The organism is Streptococcus sp. SO2, assembly GCF_030440025.1.
In genome coordinates this window covers 348,263-363,045 of the sequence record NZ_JAQFJH010000002.1, presented here as the reverse complement: position 1 = coordinate 363,045, position 14,783 = coordinate 348,263, and the positions used below count along the sequence as shown (strand labels likewise).

Sequence of the window (14,783 nt, the reverse complement as noted above, 5' to 3'; positions counted from 1 at the left end):
AGGAGAATCTTTCAAAATTGTTATAGTAAGTCCATAAAGAAAATTCACACAAAAGAAAACTTTTTGGTATAATAGTAGCATGCACACAAAAAATGAAGAAGAGCTTCTAGCTCTCGGAGAAAGATTAGGTCATTTGCTTCAAAAAGACGATGTTCTAATCTTGACTGGAGAGTTAGGTGCGGGTAAAACAACCTTTACAAAAGGCCTTGCCAAGGGCTTGGATATCCGTCAGATGATTAAAAGTCCAACCTATACCATTGTCAGAGAGTATGAAGGACGCTTGCCACTTTATCATCTTGATGTTTACCGTATCGAAGGGGACGCTGATTCTATTGACTTGGATGAGTTTCTCTTTGGTGGTGGTGTGACTGTTATTGAGTGGGGGCATCTTTTGGGTGAAGATTTACCAGATTCTTACTTGGAGTTGGAAATTTTGAAAGAAGCCGACGGTCGTTGCCTTCAATTTATAGCTCATGGTTCTCGAGCTGAACACCTCATTAAGGAGCTTCATGATGGAGTATGATCTTTGTATTCGTGAGGCTGAGATTCAAGATGCCGCATTTTTGGTTGCTTTTTTAAATCAAGTCGGTCGAGAGACAGACTACACTAGCTTGGATGAACATGGCATAGGGATGACTGCGTCTGAAATGGCTCTTTTTATCGAAAAACAAGCTGCTTCAGAAAATCAAATCACTCTCCTCGCCTTACTGAATGATGAGATTGCAGGTGTTTTGAATATCACTGCTGATCAGCGTGTAAGGGTTCGGCATATTGGAGATGTTTTTTTGGCTATTCAAAAGAAATTTTGGAACCAAGGTTTGGCTACCATACTTCTAGAAGAAGGTATTGAGTGGGCTAAATCGAGTGCTGTTTTGCGTCGCTTACAACTTAGTGTGCAAAAACGAAATGAGGCCGCTATCCACCTCTATTCAAAAATGGGATTTATAACAGAAGGCTTGCAAGAAAGAGGAGCCTATTTAGCAGAAGGGACATTTTTAGATGTTTGCCTTATGGGCAGACTGATAAATAAATAACGAGATGATTAAAAAATTAATTGGAATGGTGCTAGGTTTCCTAGCAGTAACAGTTTTAGGTGTAGCGGTTTATGGCTATACCATCTACCAACAGGGAACAGAAACCCTAAGTAAAAAGACTTACAAAAAAATCGGGGAAGAAACCAACGTTATCGAAGCGACGGAGCCTCTGACCATCCTCTTGATGGGGGTAGATACGGGAAATGTGGAACGTACAGACCCGTGGGCGGGAAATAGTGATTCCATGATTCTCTTGACGGTTAATCCCAAAACAAAGAAAACCACTATGATGAGTTTGGAACGGGATATTTTGACCAAGATTGAGACTGGAAACGGTCAAGTTCAGGAAGCTAAACTCAATGCGGCCTATGCTAATGGTGGTGCGGAACTTGCAATTTCTACTATTCAAAAGATGATGAATATCCACATTGACCGCTATGTGATGGTTAACATGCAGGGGCTTCAACAATTGGTGGATGCAGTTGGTGGGATCACCGTCAACAATACACTCGGTTTCCCAATTTCGATTGCTGACCAAGAGGAGTTTAATAAGATTTCTATCGGTGTTGGAGAACAAACCTTGAATGGGGAGGAAGCTCTGGTGTATTCACGGATGCGTTACCAAGACCCAGAGGGAGACTATGGTCGTCAAAAACGTCAACGTGAAGTTATTCAAAAGATCGTTGAGAAGGTTTTGAGCCTAAACAGTGTGAGTCATTATCAAGGTATCCTCAAAGCTTTGAGTGATAACATGCAGACCAATGTGGACTTGTCAGCTAAGAGCATTCCACAATTGCTTGGCTATCAAGATTCTTTCAAGAATATCGAAACGCATCAATTGCGTGGGGAAGATGCTGAGCTACAGGGAATTTCTTATCAGATTGTCACTTCAGAACATATGCTTGAAATGCAAAATCTCTTGCGTAGTTCACTAGGTAAAGAGCCGGTGACAGAATTGGAAACCAATGCGGTACTGTACGAAACAGCCTTTGGTCGGACAGCACCTTCAACCAGTACGAACGCTTCAAACGAAGAAGCAGAATAAGAAAAGAATCAAATCGTGGGAAATTTCCTGCGATTTTTTCAAAAAAATTCGAATAGATAAGTAGGAGGAAACATGAAAGCAGAAATTATTGCTGTTGGAACAGAAATTTTAACAGGGCAGATTGTCAATACCAATGCTCAGTTTTTATCAGAGAAACTAGCCGAAATCGGGGTAGATGTCTACTTCCAAACAGCTGTTGGAGATAATGAAGCTCGTCTTTTGTCCTTGCTTGAGATTGCGAGTCAACGTAGTAATCTTGTGATTTTGACAGGGGGCTTGGGACCAACCGAGGATGATTTGACCAAACAAACCCTGGCAAAATTTTTGGGAAAAGATCTAGTGTTTGACCCTCAAGCGCAAGAGAAACTGGATATTTTCTTTGCTCATAGACCTGACTATGCTCGGACACCGAATAATGAGCGCCAAGCCCAAATTGTAGAAGGGGCGACTCCACTGCCAAATGAGACAGGTTTAGCAGTAGGAGGGGTGTCGGAAGTGGATGGCGTGACCTACGTGGTCCTCCCGGGACCACCTAGTGAATTGAAACCTATGGTCTTAAATCAACTCTTACCTAAGTTAATGACTGGTACCAAGTTATACTCACGTGTGCTCCGTTTCTTTGGAATTGGGGAGAGTCAGTTGGTGACCATTTTGGCGGATTTGATTGACCATCAAACCGATCCGACTTTGGCGCCGTATGCCAAAACAGGAGAAGTGACCTTGCGCTTGTCTACAAAAGCAGTTAGTCAAGAAAAGGCTGATCAAGCGCTGGATATCTTAGAAAATCAAATCTTGAGTCGCCAAACTTTCGAGGGAATTTCTTTACGAGACATCTGTTACGGATATGGGGAAGAAACCAGCCTCGCAAGTGTCGTTGTAGAAGAGCTAAAGAAGAGACAGAAAAGCATTACTGCGGCAGAAAGCTTGACGGCAGGTCTCTTTCAAGCGACATTAGCAGACTTTTCGGGCGTTTCAGCAATCTTTAATGGCGGTTTTGTCACTTACAGCCTAGAAGAAAAGTCCAAGATGTTGGATATTTCCGAGCAAGAGCTAAAAGAACACGGGGTTGTTTCTGAGTTTACGGCTCGAAAAATGGCAGAGCAGGCACGGATCAAGACTCAGTCTGATTATGGAGTCAGTCTGACAGGTGTAGCTGGGCCAGATAGCCTAGAGGGTCATCCAGCTGGTACAGTTTTTATTGGACTGGCACATGCCAAAGGGACAGAGGTGATCAAGGCTAATATCGCAGGACGGAGTCGAGCAGATGTCCGACATATTGCGGTCATGCATGCCTTTAACCTAGTTCGCAAGGCTTTATTAAGTGACTAAATTTTGGTATAATGAAAGATAGGTCTAAGGACCAGTAGAATATAGGAGAACAAAATGGCGAAAAAACCAACAAAAAAATTAGATGAAATTGGGAAAAAATTTGGAGCAGACCGTGAAAAAGCATTGAACGATGCTCTTAAATTGATCGAAAAAGACTTTGGTAAAGGCTCAATCATGCGCTTGGGTGAGCGCGCGGAGCAAAAAGTTCAAGTGATGAGCTCAGGCTCATTGGCTCTGGACATTGCTCTTGGTTCAGGTGGTTATCCTAAAGGACGTATCATCGAAATCTATGGACCAGAATCATCTGGTAAGACAACGGTTGCCCTTCACGCTGTTGCGCAAGCACAGAAAGAAGGTGGTATTGCAGCCTTTATCGATGCGGAACATGCTCTTGACCCAGCCTATGCTGCAGCCCTTGGTGTGAACATTGACGAATTGCTCTTGTCACAACCAGACTCAGGAGAGCAAGGTCTTGAAATTGCTGGAAAATTGATTGACTCAGGTGCAGTTGACCTTGTCGTTATCGACTCGGTTGCGGCCCTTGTACCTCGTGCGGAAATTGATGGGGATATTGGAGATAGTCACGTTGGTTTGCAAGCTCGTATGATGAGCCAGGCCATGCGTAAACTTGGTGCTTCTATCAATAAAACCAAAACAATTGCCATCTTTATCAACCAATTGCGTGAAAAAGTTGGAGTCATGTTTGGAAATCCAGAAACAACACCTGGTGGACGTGCTTTGAAATTCTACGCTTCAGTCCGTTTGGATGTTCGTGGAAGCACACAAATCAAGGGAACTGGTGATCAAAAAGATACCAATGTCGGTAAGGAAACCAAGATCAAGGTCGTGAAAAACAAGGTAGCTCCACCATTTAAGGAAGCCTTTGTTGAAATCATGTACGGAGAAGGAATTTCTAAGACTGGTGAGCTCTTGAAGATTGCAAGTGATCTCGATATCATCCAAAAAGCGGGAGCATGGTACTCTTACAAGGGTGAAAAAATCGGACAAGGATCTGAAAATGCTAAGAAATACTTGGCGGATCACCCAGAAATCTTTGATGCCATTGACCACCAAGTCCGTGTTCAATATGGTTTGATTGAAGATGAAGAAAGAACAACTCCTACCTCTGTTGCAGAAGATTTAGCACCTAACCAAGAAGTAACACTTGACCTAGGCGACGGACTTGAAATCGAAATTGAAGATTAAAAATAAAAGCGGAGAAGTCTTTCTCTGCTTTTTATGTTTAAATATTAAGTCTCCATAAGCTTCAAAAGCGTAATAAAAGAGTATTTAATCAAAAAAATTAAATCATTCTATAAAAAGGAGACTACTATAATGGAAAAACGCCTTGTTCGAAACGTACAAGACAAAAAGATTGCTGGTGTTTGTGCTGGTATCGGTGACTACTTTAACATGGACCACACACTTGTTCGTGCACTTTGGATTATCTTCACCCTACTTGGTGGTTCTGGAATCTTAGCTTATGCTGTTCTCTACTTCCTTCTTCCAGAAGGCAATGCAGAAGCTTAAGCCATAGAGAGAATAAAAGTTTATTCTGATCAGTTGAAAATAAAAAATGCATGTAATCGTGGATTACATGCATTTTTATATGTAGCTTCTATCGAAAAAGAGAGGTTCTTCACCAGATGGACAAGTCTTGTTTAATGGTCACTAAAACGACGATACTCTATATGAAAGTCAAAATAATGTTCATTCTGTAACTTTTGGAAGATATCGCGATAGGCTTCTTCGTCAAAATGGTCGCCACGGTAGAGAATTTCAAAACTCAAACCTTCGTACTCTAGAAAAGCGTTGGCTGTTTTGAAACCATTTTGGCGGTAGAAGTCCATGCGTGCCTTTCTCTGCTCCAAGTTATCGCATTCTTCGTCCAATCGCTCGACTTCCAATAACATGGTTCGCTGGTAAAAATCAGTCAGCTTTTCGATGATTTCTTTTCCATATCCGTGGCTTCTCAAGTGGGGCATGATGGCAAAAAAGCTGATATAAAAAGCTTTTTGATTGGAGATGGCAAAAGCAAAGCCGACAAACTCTTCTTGGTTATAAAAGGCAAAAAAGTGAGCGTCTTCTCGGTCCTGATAGCGCAAGAACTCGGATAGAGGGACTCGTTCTTCCTTGGGGAAAGCTTCCTTGTTTAGCTTTTCAACCTTATCCAGATCGGGAAATGCATCGGTTATTAATTGACTGGTCAAATTCATAAATGACCTCCTTTTCTTGATTATAGCAAATTGTCTCTCTGTAAGCAATTGATTGCAAACTTAGTGATAGAGCCTTGTCGCTCCTTTAGAAAGCTGATATAATAGCTTTATGAATAAGAAACGATCCGTGGACTTGATACATGGTCCTATTCTTCCTGCGCTGTTAAGCTTTGCCTTTCCAATCTTGCTGTCAAATATTTTCCAACAGCTCTATAATACAGCTGACGTCTTGATTGTTGGACGATTTCTTGGTCAAGATTCCTTGGCAGCAGTAGGGGCGACAACTGCCATTTTTGACTTGATTATAGGCTTTACGCTTGGTGTTGGCAATGGCATGGGGATCGTCATTGCCCGCTATTATGGGGCTCGGAATTTCACTAAAATCAAGGAAGCAGTAGCAGCAACTTGGATTTTAGGTGTTCTTTTGAGCATTGTGATCATGCTGATGGGATTTGTCGGTCTGTATCCACTCTTGCAATATTTAGATACCCCTGCAGAAATCCTTCCTCAATCCTATCAATATATTTCTATGATTGTGACCTGTGTAGGTGTCAGCTTTGCCTATAATCTTTTTGCAGGCTTGTTGCGATCCATTGGAGACAGTCTAGCAGCTCTTGGATTTCTGATTTTTTCTGCTTTGGTTAATGTGGTTCTAGATTTGTATTTTATTACGCAACTGCATCTGGGAGTTCAATCTGCGGGCCTTGCTACCATTATCTCTCAAGGCTTATCAGCGGTTCTCTGCTTTTATTATATCCGCAAGAGTGTTCCAGAACTGCTCCCTCAACTCAAGCATTTTAAATGGAACAAGGCCTTGTACGCGGATCTTTTAGAACAAGGTTTGGCCATGGGTCTGATGAGTTCGATTGTGTCCATTGGTAGCGTGATTTTACAGTCTTCTGTCAATACTTTTGGAGCTGTGATTATTAGTGCACAAACAGCAGCTCGACGGATTATGGCCTTTGCTCTCCTTCCGATGACTGCTATTTCTTCTGCTATGACGACCTTTGCCTCTCAAAATCTCGGGGCCAAGCGACCAGACCGCATTGTTCAAGGACTTGGTATTGGGAGTCGCCTGAGCATGTCCTGGGCAGGTTTTGTTTGTATCTTCCTCTTTTTTGCCAGTCCTAGTTTGGTTTCTTTCTTGGCCAGTTCGACAGATACTTACTTGGTAGAAAATGGTAGCCTCTACCTGCAAATCAGTTCAGTCTTTTATCCGATTTTGAGCCTTTTGCTGATTTATCGGAATTGCTTGCAGGGATTGGGGCAGAAAGTCCTTCCTCTAGTTTCCAGCTTTATAGAACTAATCGGGAAAATTGTTTTTGTAGTTTTGATTATCCCTTGGGCAGGCTATAGGGGAGTTATCCTTTGTGAACCCCTTATCTGGGTTGCCATGACCACCCAACTGTACTTTTCACTTTTCCGCCATCCCCTGATAAAAGAAGGCAAGGCAATCTTGGCAGCCAAAGGACAATCCTAGCTGGATTTGCTGAATAAAATCCATTTCCTCTAGTGAAAATCGAAAAAACTTGTGTTATAATAAGAAAGATTAAAATGTGAAAAAAGGAGATTCCTAATGGGACGTAAATGGGCCAATATCGTAGCCAAGAAAACGGCTAAAGATGGAGCTAACTCTAAAGTATATGCAAAATTTGGTGTAGAAATCTATGTAGCAGCTAAAAAAGGTGATCCAGACCCAGAATCAAACACTGCTTTGAAATTCGTTATCGACCGTGCGAAACAAGCCCAAGTGCCAAAACACGTTATCGATAAAGCGATTGATAAAGCAAAAGGAAACACAGACGAAACCTTTACAGAAGGACGTTACGAAGGTTTTGGACCAAATGGTTCTATGTTGATTGTGGATACCTTGACTTCAAACGTCAACCGTACCGCAGCCAATGTCCGTGCAGCTTTTGGTAAAAACGGCGGAAACATGGGTGCTTCAGGTTCAGTTTCATACCTCTTTGATAACAAGGGTGTGATCGTATTTGCGGGTGAGGACGCTGATGCAGTCTTTGAGCAATTGCTAGAAGCAGATGTGGATGTGGACGATGTAGAAGCAGAAGAAGGAACAATCACTGTTTACACAGCTCCAACAGACCTTCACAAGGCTATCGTTGCCCTTCGTGAGTCTGGTATCGAAGAATTCCAAGTGACTGAATTGGAAATGATTCCTCAGTCTGAAGTGGAATTGTCAGGCGAAGACCTTGAAACCTTTGAAAAACTTTACAGCGTTCTTGAGGACGACGAAGACGTACAAAAGATCTACACAAACGTAGATGGATTCTAATAGAAAAACGAACAGTTTTACTAGCTGTTCGTTTTTTTTGATATTTGAACTTAGACTCTGGTTTCAGAATCGTTTTGTTTCTTGCTTTTTTCTAGACCTAGACCGACTGCATGTTTTTGGACGAGCAAGAGTTGTCCATTGTCCTGTTTTGCAAAAGTTAAGGTAACAGTCTTGATCTTGTCACCAATGGAGATATAGGTGATTTTTCTCGTATCATAGCCTCCGATAGTGGAGTCAAACTCGGAGTCTGGTAGTCCGTGTTTTTTGATAATATCCTTGTAGTTGGTACCACCTTTTCCTTTGTTATCAAGGTCACCTTCGATTAAGGCGTCGAACTGTTCCTGGGTCCAGGTGAAGTTATCGTCTTCTTCCTCCTCTGGGATGGAATAGGCGCTATCATCTGTCAAGTCGCTTTCTTCTTCGCGCTCCATTGAGGCACTTGCCTCGCTGTAGGAACGGTTAAACTCCCTGATAAACTCTTTGTAGACATTAGCGTACAGTACTTGGGTCGTAAAGAAAAGTACAACAGAAGCAACTGCGAGGGATGTTCCGATAATGGCCATGGTTTTCCGTTTTTTGAGATTGACGATAAGGCCGATAATCCCCAAGATAAATGCGACAATGGCGATGAAAAATGATAGATAGTTAATAAATGGAATCCAGGACCCTAAAAGTGCGATGGCTCCAAAAATGGTTGCTAAGATTCCTAAAACTCTTTGTTCTTCTGGTTTCATTTGAAAGCTTTCTCCCTTCATCGAGTGAATGGATTTCTATCCACAGTAGTTAGTGCTTATTATAGAAAAAATATTGCCTAATGTCAATTTAAACTAAAATAGTTCTCTTGGAAACTTTTTTCTTGACATCTTTTCTGAAAATGATAAAATAGTTCTCATGGGAACTTAAATAGTTCTTGTGAGAACTATATTTATCGTAAGAAAGGAGCAATCATGGACAAGCCGATGTTAATGTTCAAACGTTTTGGACACCAGCTTCATCTGATGGTACAGAAAGAAGCTAAGCGATGTGGCATTGAATTTATGGGTGGACCGCAAGGGCAGGTTCTGCGTTTTTTAGATCATTGTGAACAAAAAGAGGAATTGGTCTTGATTAAGGATATCGAGCAGGAACTCAATATTACCAAATCTGTGGCGAGTAATCTAGTCAAGCGTATGGTGCAAAATGGTTTGGTTGAGCTAGAGGCCAGCCCGAGCGATAAGCGGGCAAAATTTGTTCGCCTGACGGAGAAATCGCGTTCGCAGATGCAAAAAGTTAAGGCTTTTTTTGATCGGATCGATCAGAGTCTGCTAGAGGGGGTTTCAAAGTCAGACTTGGCAATCTTTGAAAAGGTTCTCGGTCAGTTGCAAGAAAATGTTGAGAAGATAGGAGGAGAGAATGAAGAAACTCGCTAAACGTATTACAGGAAAAGAGTGGGGGATGATCCTACTCACTGTTCTTTTCACTTGTTTCTCGGTCTATCTCGAGTTAGAAGTGCCGACCTATATTTCAGAAATAACAGAATTGATTGGAACACCGGGTACGGAGTTAGGACAACTATGGTCTCCTGCTGCCAAGATGATGGGCTTATCTCTCCTAGCCTTTCTGTCTTCTGTAACAGTTGGATTTTTTGCTTCTCGTGTTGCAGCGTCTTACACGACTCACTTGCGAAGAGATATTTTTAATCGTGTTCTAGATTTTTCGCAAACGGAAATCAAACGTTTTTCAATCCCCAGTCTTTTGACTCGAGCGACCAATGATATTACGCAGGTTCAGATGCTCTTTACCATGGGCTTGCAAGTGGTTACTCGTGGGCCAATTATGGCTATCTGGGCCATTGGAAAAATCCTTGGGAAATCGGAATACTGGCTCTGGGCAGTCGTTGTGGCTGTTATTGTCAACGTCTTGATGACCACCGTTCTCATGACTCTGGCCTTTCCAAAACAATCGGTCATCCAAAAATTGACAGATAAACTCAATAGTATCACTCGTGAAAGTTTGACGGGGATTCGAGTTGTTCGTGCATACAATGCGGAAGATTACCAAGATAAGAAATTTGAAGCAGCCAACGATGAGGTAACACGTCTTAATCTCTTTGTCAATCGATTGATGGCGATTATGAACCCGATCATGATGGCGATTTCCAGTGGATTAAGTTTAGCCATTTACTGGATTGGTGCCTATATCATCAACGATGCAAGTTTGACAGAACGTCTGCCACTCTTTAGTGATATGGTGGTCTTCATGTCCTATGCTATGCAGGTCGTGATGGGCTTCCTTCTCATGGGAGCACTCTTTATCGTTCTTCCTCGTACCTTGGTTTCGGCAGGACGTATCAATCAAGTATTGGATCTGCATTCTTCTATTGAAAATCCTAGTCATGCACAGACAGCGGATCCTTCAGTTCAAGGACAAGTGGAATTCCGTGATGTGACTTTCCGCTACTCTAAAAACTCTGAAGCAGTCGTGGAACATGTCACTTTCAAAGCAGAAGCGGGTCAAACCGTAGCCTTCATCGGATCGACTGGATCAGGTAAGTCCACCCTAGTCAACCTCTTGCCACGTTTTTACGATGTTTCAGATGGACAAATCCTAGTTGATGGTGTCAATGTACAGAATTATGATTTAGAAGACTTGCGTAATAAGGTCGGTTATATTCCACAAAAAGCTGTACTTTTTTCTGGAGATGTCAAGGGGAACTTGGACTTTGGTAAGAGCAAAGAAACTCCTCTAAGCGAAGCTGCTATGTGGCAAGACTTGGAATTGGCCCAGTCTAAATGCTTCATCGAAGACAAGGAAGCAGGTCTTGCATCAGAAGTGGCTCAAGGCGGAACCAACTTCTCAGGTGGACAAAGACAGCGTCTGGCCATTGCGCGTGCCTTGGCTCGTAAACCAGAGGTTCTCATCTTTGATGACTCTTTCTCAGCCTTGGACTACAAGACAGATCGTGTCCTTCGCCAAGAGCTAGCTAAGAAAACAAAATCCATGACCAAGCTCATCGTAGCGCAACGGATTTCTACCATTATGGACGCCGACCTGATCTTGGTTTTGGATCAAGGTAAAGTCGTGGGACAAGGCACCCACAAGGAACTTCTTGCAACCAACGAAGTCTACCAAGAAATTGCCTACTCACAACTATCGAAGGAGGAATTGGAACATGGAAAATAAAAAAGTTTCGGTCTGGAAACAGTGCAAACCTTATATGGCGGGCCTCCAACTCCCTCTCCTAATAGCAGTTGTGGCTGCGGTCATTTCAAGCATCATTACCGTTTATGGTCCAACTAAGATTAAAGAAATTACTAACTTGATTTCAGATGGCTTGGCTACAGAAATCGACTTGGTAGCTGTGTCAAACATTGCTGGATTTTTGGTTGTTCTGTATGTATTTGGAGCTATCCTTAATTATACACAGGCCTATATCTTTTCAACGAGTATCCAACATTTTTCAAAACGCTTGCGGACGGCTATCGCTGAAAAGATTAATCGTTTGCCACTTGGCTATTTTGACCGTCATTCACAAGGAGATACCCTTTCGCGCGTGACCAATGATGTGGATACAGCAGCGCAATCTCTCAACCAAAGTTTAGGGACAGTTCTTTCAGCTAGTTTCTTGTTGATTGCTGTCTTGGTGACCATGTTTGGGATGAACTGGATTTTGGCATTGGTAACAGTTGTATCAACCCTTGTTGGTTTTGCGGCGGTTTCCGTAATCATGGCCAAGTCACAGGGTTATTTTAAAGCCCAACAAAATAATCTAGCGGCCGTCAATGGTTACGTAGAAGAAATGTACTCTGGCCATAATGTAGTGACCAGCTACAACGCAGTGGACACCTCCAAAGCGAGATTTGCAGGTTTAAACCAGAACTTGCATGATAGTATCTGGAAATCTCAGTTTATTTCTGGTATCATGATGCCAGCCATGTTCTTTGTTGGGAACTTTAGTTATGTCTTAGTCATCATCGTTGGGGCCGCGCTGGCGTTAGAAGGGCATATCAGTATCGGGATTATTGTAGCCTTTATGGTTTACGTACGGACCTTCTCCCAACCTCTGTCACAGATTGCCCAAGGGATTACGAGCTTGCAACAAGCGAGTGCAGCCATGACTCGTGTATTAGAATTTCTAGCTGAAGCTGAGATGCAGGATGAATCTCATAAGGAAAGACAATTGGCCCATATGAAAGGGGAAGTAGTCTTTGATCATGTGTCCTTTGGCTATACACCAGAGCGCACCATTATCCATGACTTTTCTGCGACAGCTCATGCAGGTCAGAAGGTTGCTATCGTTGGACCGACTGGGGCTGGGAAGACAACCATTGTCAATCTTTTGATGAAGTTCTATGAGATAGATAAGGGAAGTATCCGCATCGATGGCGTGGATACTAAGGACATGAAACGCTCAGAAGTACACGATGCCTTTTCAATGGTCTTGCAGGACACTTGGCTCTTTGAAGGAACGATTCGAGAGAACCTGATCTATAATCAGACAGACATCAGTGATGAACGAATGATGGAAGCCAGCAAGGCTGTGGGAATCCACCACTTTATCATGACCTTGCCAGATGGCTACGATACTGTTTTGGATGACACTGTGACCTTGTCTGTTGGGCAAAAACAACTCTTGACCATTGCTCGTGCACTTCTTAAGGATGCACCACTCTTGATTTTGGATGAAGCGACATCTTCAGTCGACACACGTACAGAGGAGTTGATTCAAAAAGCCATGGACCGTTTGATGGAAGGCAGAACTTCCTTTGTCATCGCCCACCGCTTGTCAACGATTCGTAATGCAGATTTGATTCTTGTCATGAAAGATGGAAATATCATCGAGCAAGGCAATCACGAGGAGCTGATGGCGCAAGGTGGCTTTTATGCGGATCTCTACAATAGTCAATTTACAGAAGACGAAGCAGAAGAATAAATCTAAAGAAGGCTTGACGGCCTTCTTTTTCTGCACTATACTAGAAGACAAACGTCTCACCTGTAGACGAAAACAAGGTAATGAATGAGAAGTATAAATGAAAAATTATCAAGAATGGTATCAAAATATCAGCTCCAGACTCACCAGCCATCCCACTCTTTTATTTCTGTTACGCAGTTTCAATCGTTTGATGACAGTCGCCATGCCTCTGGTCTACCTGGCCTTGCTAGTCACCACTTACCTGCAACTAGGACTTGGTCAGCAAGTTGGGGTTTATTTGCTTGTCCCTGCCTCAGGTTTTGTGATTTTGTCTCTTTTTCGTAAGAAAATCAACCACCCGCGACCTTATGAAACTTGGGATATCTGTCCCCTTCTTGATAAGGATAGTTCGGGACGGTCGATGCCCAGTCGCCATGTCTTTTCGGCAACTATCATCTCCATGGCCTGTCTGCATGCTAGTCTACCTGTTGGCTTAGCATGCTTGATTTTTTCAGCTTTGCTGGGACTGGTGAGGGTTTTAGGGGGGGTTCATTATCCCAAGGATGTCTTGGTTGGCTATGCTTGTGGTCTGGTGTGGGGATTCCTTTTCTTCTTATTTTGACATGTAAGTTAAGCTAGTCCTACAACCACTTACTGCTTCAAATTGACCACTTGCTTTTTTGCCCTTGTATTCCTAACTTAGCTTTGATATAGTAGAGTCAGAAAGGAGATGTGATGAAGTTACGAATTGAGATTGACGGCAATTTAGAGGAGACTGAAATTGTCATCAAGACCCCTGCTTTGACAGATGAAATTGCAGATTTGCAACGGCTCTTGCAAGAGTCAAAGGCTCCGAGGTTGACTTTTTACAAGGGGACAGGTGAATATTATCTAGACCTTTCAGAAATTCTCTTCTTTGAAACAGAAGGGAGCAAGATTTACGCTCATACCCAGAAGGAAGCCTATGAGGTTCGCCTCAAGCTCTATGAGTTGGAGTCTATCTTGCCTCGCTATTTTAGCCGAGTATCCAAGTCGACTATCGCAAACATTCGTCAGATTTACTCAGTGGACAAGTCCTTTTCAGGAACGGGGACCATTTCCTTTTATCAGACGCACAAGGAGGTTCATGTCTCACGACATTACCAATCCCTCCTAAAAGAAAATCTAAGAAACATGAGGTAAAAAACATGAAAAAGAAAGCATTTGGTATTGTTTTATTGGTTTTAGCAGCTTGGATCTTGCTGCAAGGAAATTTTGGCATTCCTTCTTTGGATGGTAAGATATGGCCTTTGATTGGTATCGCCTTTTTTGCTTACCAATCAGTTGAAGCTTTGCTTCGTCGTCATCTAACATCAGCAGTTTTTACCGCTCTAGTAGCCTTAATGATTGCGAATCATTTTTATAACATTTTTCCTATTCCAAACCAGTCTTTGTTTTGGGCTAGTATCTTAGCAGTGCTAGGAATTGGCTATCTGACGCATTCAAGTAAGTTTTGGTACGGCAAAAAATGGTGGTACAACAGTGAGCGAACAGTCATCACAGATAAGGAAGTCGCTTTTGGTAGTGGAACCTTTTATAAACAAGATCAAGATCTCGTAGATGACCAAGTGGAAGTCGCTTTTGGGGATGCTAAAATCTACTATGATAATGCAGAGATGCTAGGTGATTTTGCAACTCTGAATATCGAAGTGGCTTTTGGTAATGCAACAGTCTATGTTCCGCAACACTGGCGTGTCGATTTGAAAGTAGAAACCTCCTTTGGTGCAGCTAAGGCAGATTCTCCTGTAGCGCCAACAAACAAAACCTTGATTATCCGTGGGGAAGTTGCTTTTGGTAAACTTGGAGTTGTTTACGTTAAATAAAAAAATAGTTGTAAGTGTCTAGAGTTTTGGGAAAGTGAAAAATTAAATATCATATAACCTGAGAGAGTGAGAAAATCGCTCTCTTTTTTCGTTGCAAAAATTAAAGAAAGGAG

The 14,783-nt window shown here is 42.4% G+C and carries 16 protein-coding genes; 14 read left to right on the top strand and 2 right to left on the bottom strand.

All coding sequences use genetic code 11. The features are described 5' to 3' along the window. The first annotated feature begins 79 nt into the window (after nucleotides 1-79). The 6 genes from tsaE to PCY17_RS04070 all read left to right on the top strand — a co-directional run bounded on the left by tsaE (nucleotide 80) and on the right by PCY17_RS04070 (nucleotide 4,938). Nucleotides 80-523: a tRNA (adenosine(37)-N6)-threonylcarbamoyltransferase complex ATPase subunit type 1 TsaE gene (gene tsaE, locus PCY17_RS04095; RefSeq protein ID WP_049519193.1), complete on the top strand. Its 444-nt coding sequence runs from the start codon at nucleotides 80-82 to the stop codon at nucleotides 521-523. After that, nucleotides 513-1,034 (top strand): GNAT family N-acetyltransferase, encoded by a 522-nt coding sequence (locus PCY17_RS04090; protein ID WP_049519192.1) that lies wholly within the window; start codon nucleotides 513-515, stop codon nucleotides 1,032-1,034. The genes tsaE and PCY17_RS04090 overlap by 11 nt, the downstream gene beginning before the upstream one ends. Nucleotides 1,035-1,038: 4 nt before the next feature. Beyond that, complete coding sequence (locus PCY17_RS04085; protein ID WP_000592175.1) at nucleotides 1,039-2,079, top strand: LCP family protein; 1,041 nt, start codon at nucleotides 1,039-1,041, stop codon at nucleotides 2,077-2,079. A 72-nt stretch (nucleotides 2,080-2,151) separates the two neighbouring features. Next, the gene (locus PCY17_RS04080; RefSeq protein WP_000642672.1) at nucleotides 2,152-3,408 is read left to right on the top strand and encodes a competence/damage-inducible protein A; all 1,257 of its coding nucleotides are present in this window, start codon (nucleotides 2,152-2,154) and stop codon (nucleotides 3,406-3,408) included. Nucleotides 3,409-3,462: 54 nt separating this feature from the next. Beyond that, nucleotides 3,463-4,614 (top strand): recombinase RecA, encoded by a 1,152-nt coding sequence (recA, locus tag PCY17_RS04075; RefSeq protein ID WP_001085520.1) that lies wholly within the window; start codon nucleotides 3,463-3,465, stop codon nucleotides 4,612-4,614. Between the two features lie 129 nt (nucleotides 4,615-4,743). Then, on the top strand, nucleotides 4,744-4,938 hold the full coding sequence (locus PCY17_RS04070) for a PspC domain-containing protein (protein WP_000415528.1): 195 nt from the start codon (nucleotides 4,744-4,746) through the stop codon (nucleotides 4,936-4,938). A 131-nt stretch (nucleotides 4,939-5,069) separates the two neighbouring features. On the opposite strand, the gene PCY17_RS04065 is transcribed toward PCY17_RS04070, so the two are convergent. Next, nucleotides 5,070-5,624 carry a GNAT family N-acetyltransferase gene (locus tag PCY17_RS04065; protein WP_301391968.1) on the bottom strand — a complete coding sequence of 185 codons (555 nt, stop codon included), beginning with the start codon at nucleotides 5,622-5,624 and terminating at the stop codon, nucleotides 5,070-5,072. A 109-nt stretch (nucleotides 5,625-5,733) separates the two neighbouring features. Between PCY17_RS04065 and PCY17_RS04060 the strand changes: the two genes are divergently transcribed. Together PCY17_RS04060 and PCY17_RS04055 are read left to right on the top strand one after the other, a co-directional pair. Next, nucleotides 5,734-7,104: an MATE family efflux transporter gene (locus tag PCY17_RS04060; RefSeq protein WP_301391967.1), complete on the top strand. Its 1,371-nt coding sequence runs from the start codon at nucleotides 5,734-5,736 to the stop codon at nucleotides 7,102-7,104. 96 nt (nucleotides 7,105-7,200) lie between these two features. Continuing rightward, on the top strand, nucleotides 7,201-7,917 hold the full coding sequence (locus tag PCY17_RS04055; RefSeq protein WP_000532894.1) for a YebC/PmpR family DNA-binding transcriptional regulator: 717 nt from the start codon (nucleotides 7,201-7,203) through the stop codon (nucleotides 7,915-7,917). 50 nt (nucleotides 7,918-7,967) lie between these two features. Here the strand turns inward: PCY17_RS04055 and PCY17_RS04050 are convergent, their stop codons facing one another. Continuing rightward, complete coding sequence (locus PCY17_RS04050) at nucleotides 7,968-8,672, bottom strand: CD20-like domain-containing protein (RefSeq protein WP_049520830.1); 705 nt, start codon at nucleotides 8,670-8,672, stop codon at nucleotides 7,968-7,970. 192 nt (nucleotides 8,673-8,864) lie between these two features. Between PCY17_RS04050 and PCY17_RS04045 the strand changes: the two genes are divergently transcribed. The 6 genes from PCY17_RS04045 to PCY17_RS04020 all read left to right on the top strand — a co-directional run bounded on the left by PCY17_RS04045 (nucleotide 8,865) and on the right by PCY17_RS04020 (nucleotide 14,670). Then, nucleotides 8,865-9,326 (top strand): MarR family winged helix-turn-helix transcriptional regulator, encoded by a 462-nt coding sequence (locus PCY17_RS04045; RefSeq protein WP_000360517.1) that lies wholly within the window; start codon nucleotides 8,865-8,867, stop codon nucleotides 9,324-9,326. Continuing rightward, nucleotides 9,310-11,079 (top strand): ABC transporter ATP-binding protein, encoded by a 1,770-nt coding sequence (locus PCY17_RS04040; protein ID WP_301391966.1) that lies wholly within the window; start codon nucleotides 9,310-9,312, stop codon nucleotides 11,077-11,079. Before PCY17_RS04045 ends, PCY17_RS04040 begins: the two co-directional genes overlap by 17 nt. Continuing rightward, the gene (locus PCY17_RS04035) at nucleotides 11,069-12,829 is read left to right on the top strand and encodes an ABC transporter ATP-binding protein (RefSeq protein WP_000428387.1); all 1,761 of its coding nucleotides are present in this window, start codon (nucleotides 11,069-11,071) and stop codon (nucleotides 12,827-12,829) included. Before PCY17_RS04040 ends, PCY17_RS04035 begins: the two co-directional genes overlap by 11 nt. 97 nt (nucleotides 12,830-12,926) lie before the next feature. Then, nucleotides 12,927-13,430: a phosphatase PAP2 family protein gene (locus PCY17_RS04030; protein WP_000800922.1), complete on the top strand. Its 504-nt coding sequence runs from the start codon at nucleotides 12,927-12,929 to the stop codon at nucleotides 13,428-13,430. 113 nt (nucleotides 13,431-13,543) lie between these two features. Beyond that, a complete protein-coding gene (locus tag PCY17_RS04025; protein ID WP_000776583.1) occupies nucleotides 13,544-13,990 on the top strand; it encodes a LytTR family DNA-binding domain-containing protein in 447 nt (148 codons plus the stop codon). A 5-nt stretch (nucleotides 13,991-13,995) separates the two neighbouring features. Then, entirely contained in the window at nucleotides 13,996-14,670 is a 675-nt protein-coding gene (locus PCY17_RS04020) for a membrane protein (RefSeq protein WP_049477428.1), read from the top strand. Nucleotides 14,671-14,783 lie beyond the last annotated feature (113 nt).

What these genes read in the sequence shown, in the direction of transcription:
- tsaE (WP_049519193.1), top strand. Translation starts at nt 80, where the DNA reads ATGCACACAAAAAATGAAGAAGAGCTTCTAGCTCTCGGAGAAAGATTA.
- PCY17_RS04090 (WP_049519192.1), top strand. Translation starts at nt 513, where the DNA reads ATGGAGTATGATCTTTGTATTCGTGAGGCTGAGATTCAAGATGCCGCA.
- PCY17_RS04085 (WP_000592175.1), top strand. Translation starts at nt 1,039, where the DNA reads ATGATTAAAAAATTAATTGGAATGGTGCTAGGTTTCCTAGCAGTAACA.
- PCY17_RS04080 (WP_000642672.1), top strand. Translation starts at nt 2,152, where the DNA reads ATGAAAGCAGAAATTATTGCTGTTGGAACAGAAATTTTAACAGGGCAG.
- recA (WP_001085520.1), top strand. Translation starts at nt 3,463, where the DNA reads ATGGCGAAAAAACCAACAAAAAAATTAGATGAAATTGGGAAAAAATTT.
- PCY17_RS04070 (WP_000415528.1), top strand. Translation starts at nt 4,744, where the DNA reads ATGGAAAAACGCCTTGTTCGAAACGTACAAGACAAAAAGATTGCTGGT.
- PCY17_RS04065 (WP_301391968.1), bottom strand. Translation starts at nt 5,624, where the DNA reads ATGAATTTGACCAGTCAATTAATAACCGATGCATTTCCCGATCTGGAT.
- PCY17_RS04060 (WP_301391967.1), top strand. Translation starts at nt 5,734, where the DNA reads ATGAATAAGAAACGATCCGTGGACTTGATACATGGTCCTATTCTTCCT.
- PCY17_RS04055 (WP_000532894.1), top strand. Translation starts at nt 7,201, where the DNA reads ATGGGACGTAAATGGGCCAATATCGTAGCCAAGAAAACGGCTAAAGAT.
- PCY17_RS04050 (WP_049520830.1), bottom strand. Translation starts at nt 8,672, where the DNA reads ATGAAGGGAGAAAGCTTTCAAATGAAACCAGAAGAACAAAGAGTTTTA.
- PCY17_RS04045 (WP_000360517.1), top strand. Translation starts at nt 8,865, where the DNA reads ATGGACAAGCCGATGTTAATGTTCAAACGTTTTGGACACCAGCTTCAT.
- PCY17_RS04040 (WP_301391966.1), top strand. Translation starts at nt 9,310, where the DNA reads ATGAAGAAACTCGCTAAACGTATTACAGGAAAAGAGTGGGGGATGATC.
- PCY17_RS04035 (WP_000428387.1), top strand. Translation starts at nt 11,069, where the DNA reads ATGGAAAATAAAAAAGTTTCGGTCTGGAAACAGTGCAAACCTTATATG.
- PCY17_RS04030 (WP_000800922.1), top strand. Translation starts at nt 12,927, where the DNA reads ATGAAAAATTATCAAGAATGGTATCAAAATATCAGCTCCAGACTCACC.
- PCY17_RS04025 (WP_000776583.1), top strand. Translation starts at nt 13,544, where the DNA reads ATGAAGTTACGAATTGAGATTGACGGCAATTTAGAGGAGACTGAAATT.
- PCY17_RS04020 (WP_049477428.1), top strand. Translation starts at nt 13,996, where the DNA reads ATGAAAAAGAAAGCATTTGGTATTGTTTTATTGGTTTTAGCAGCTTGG.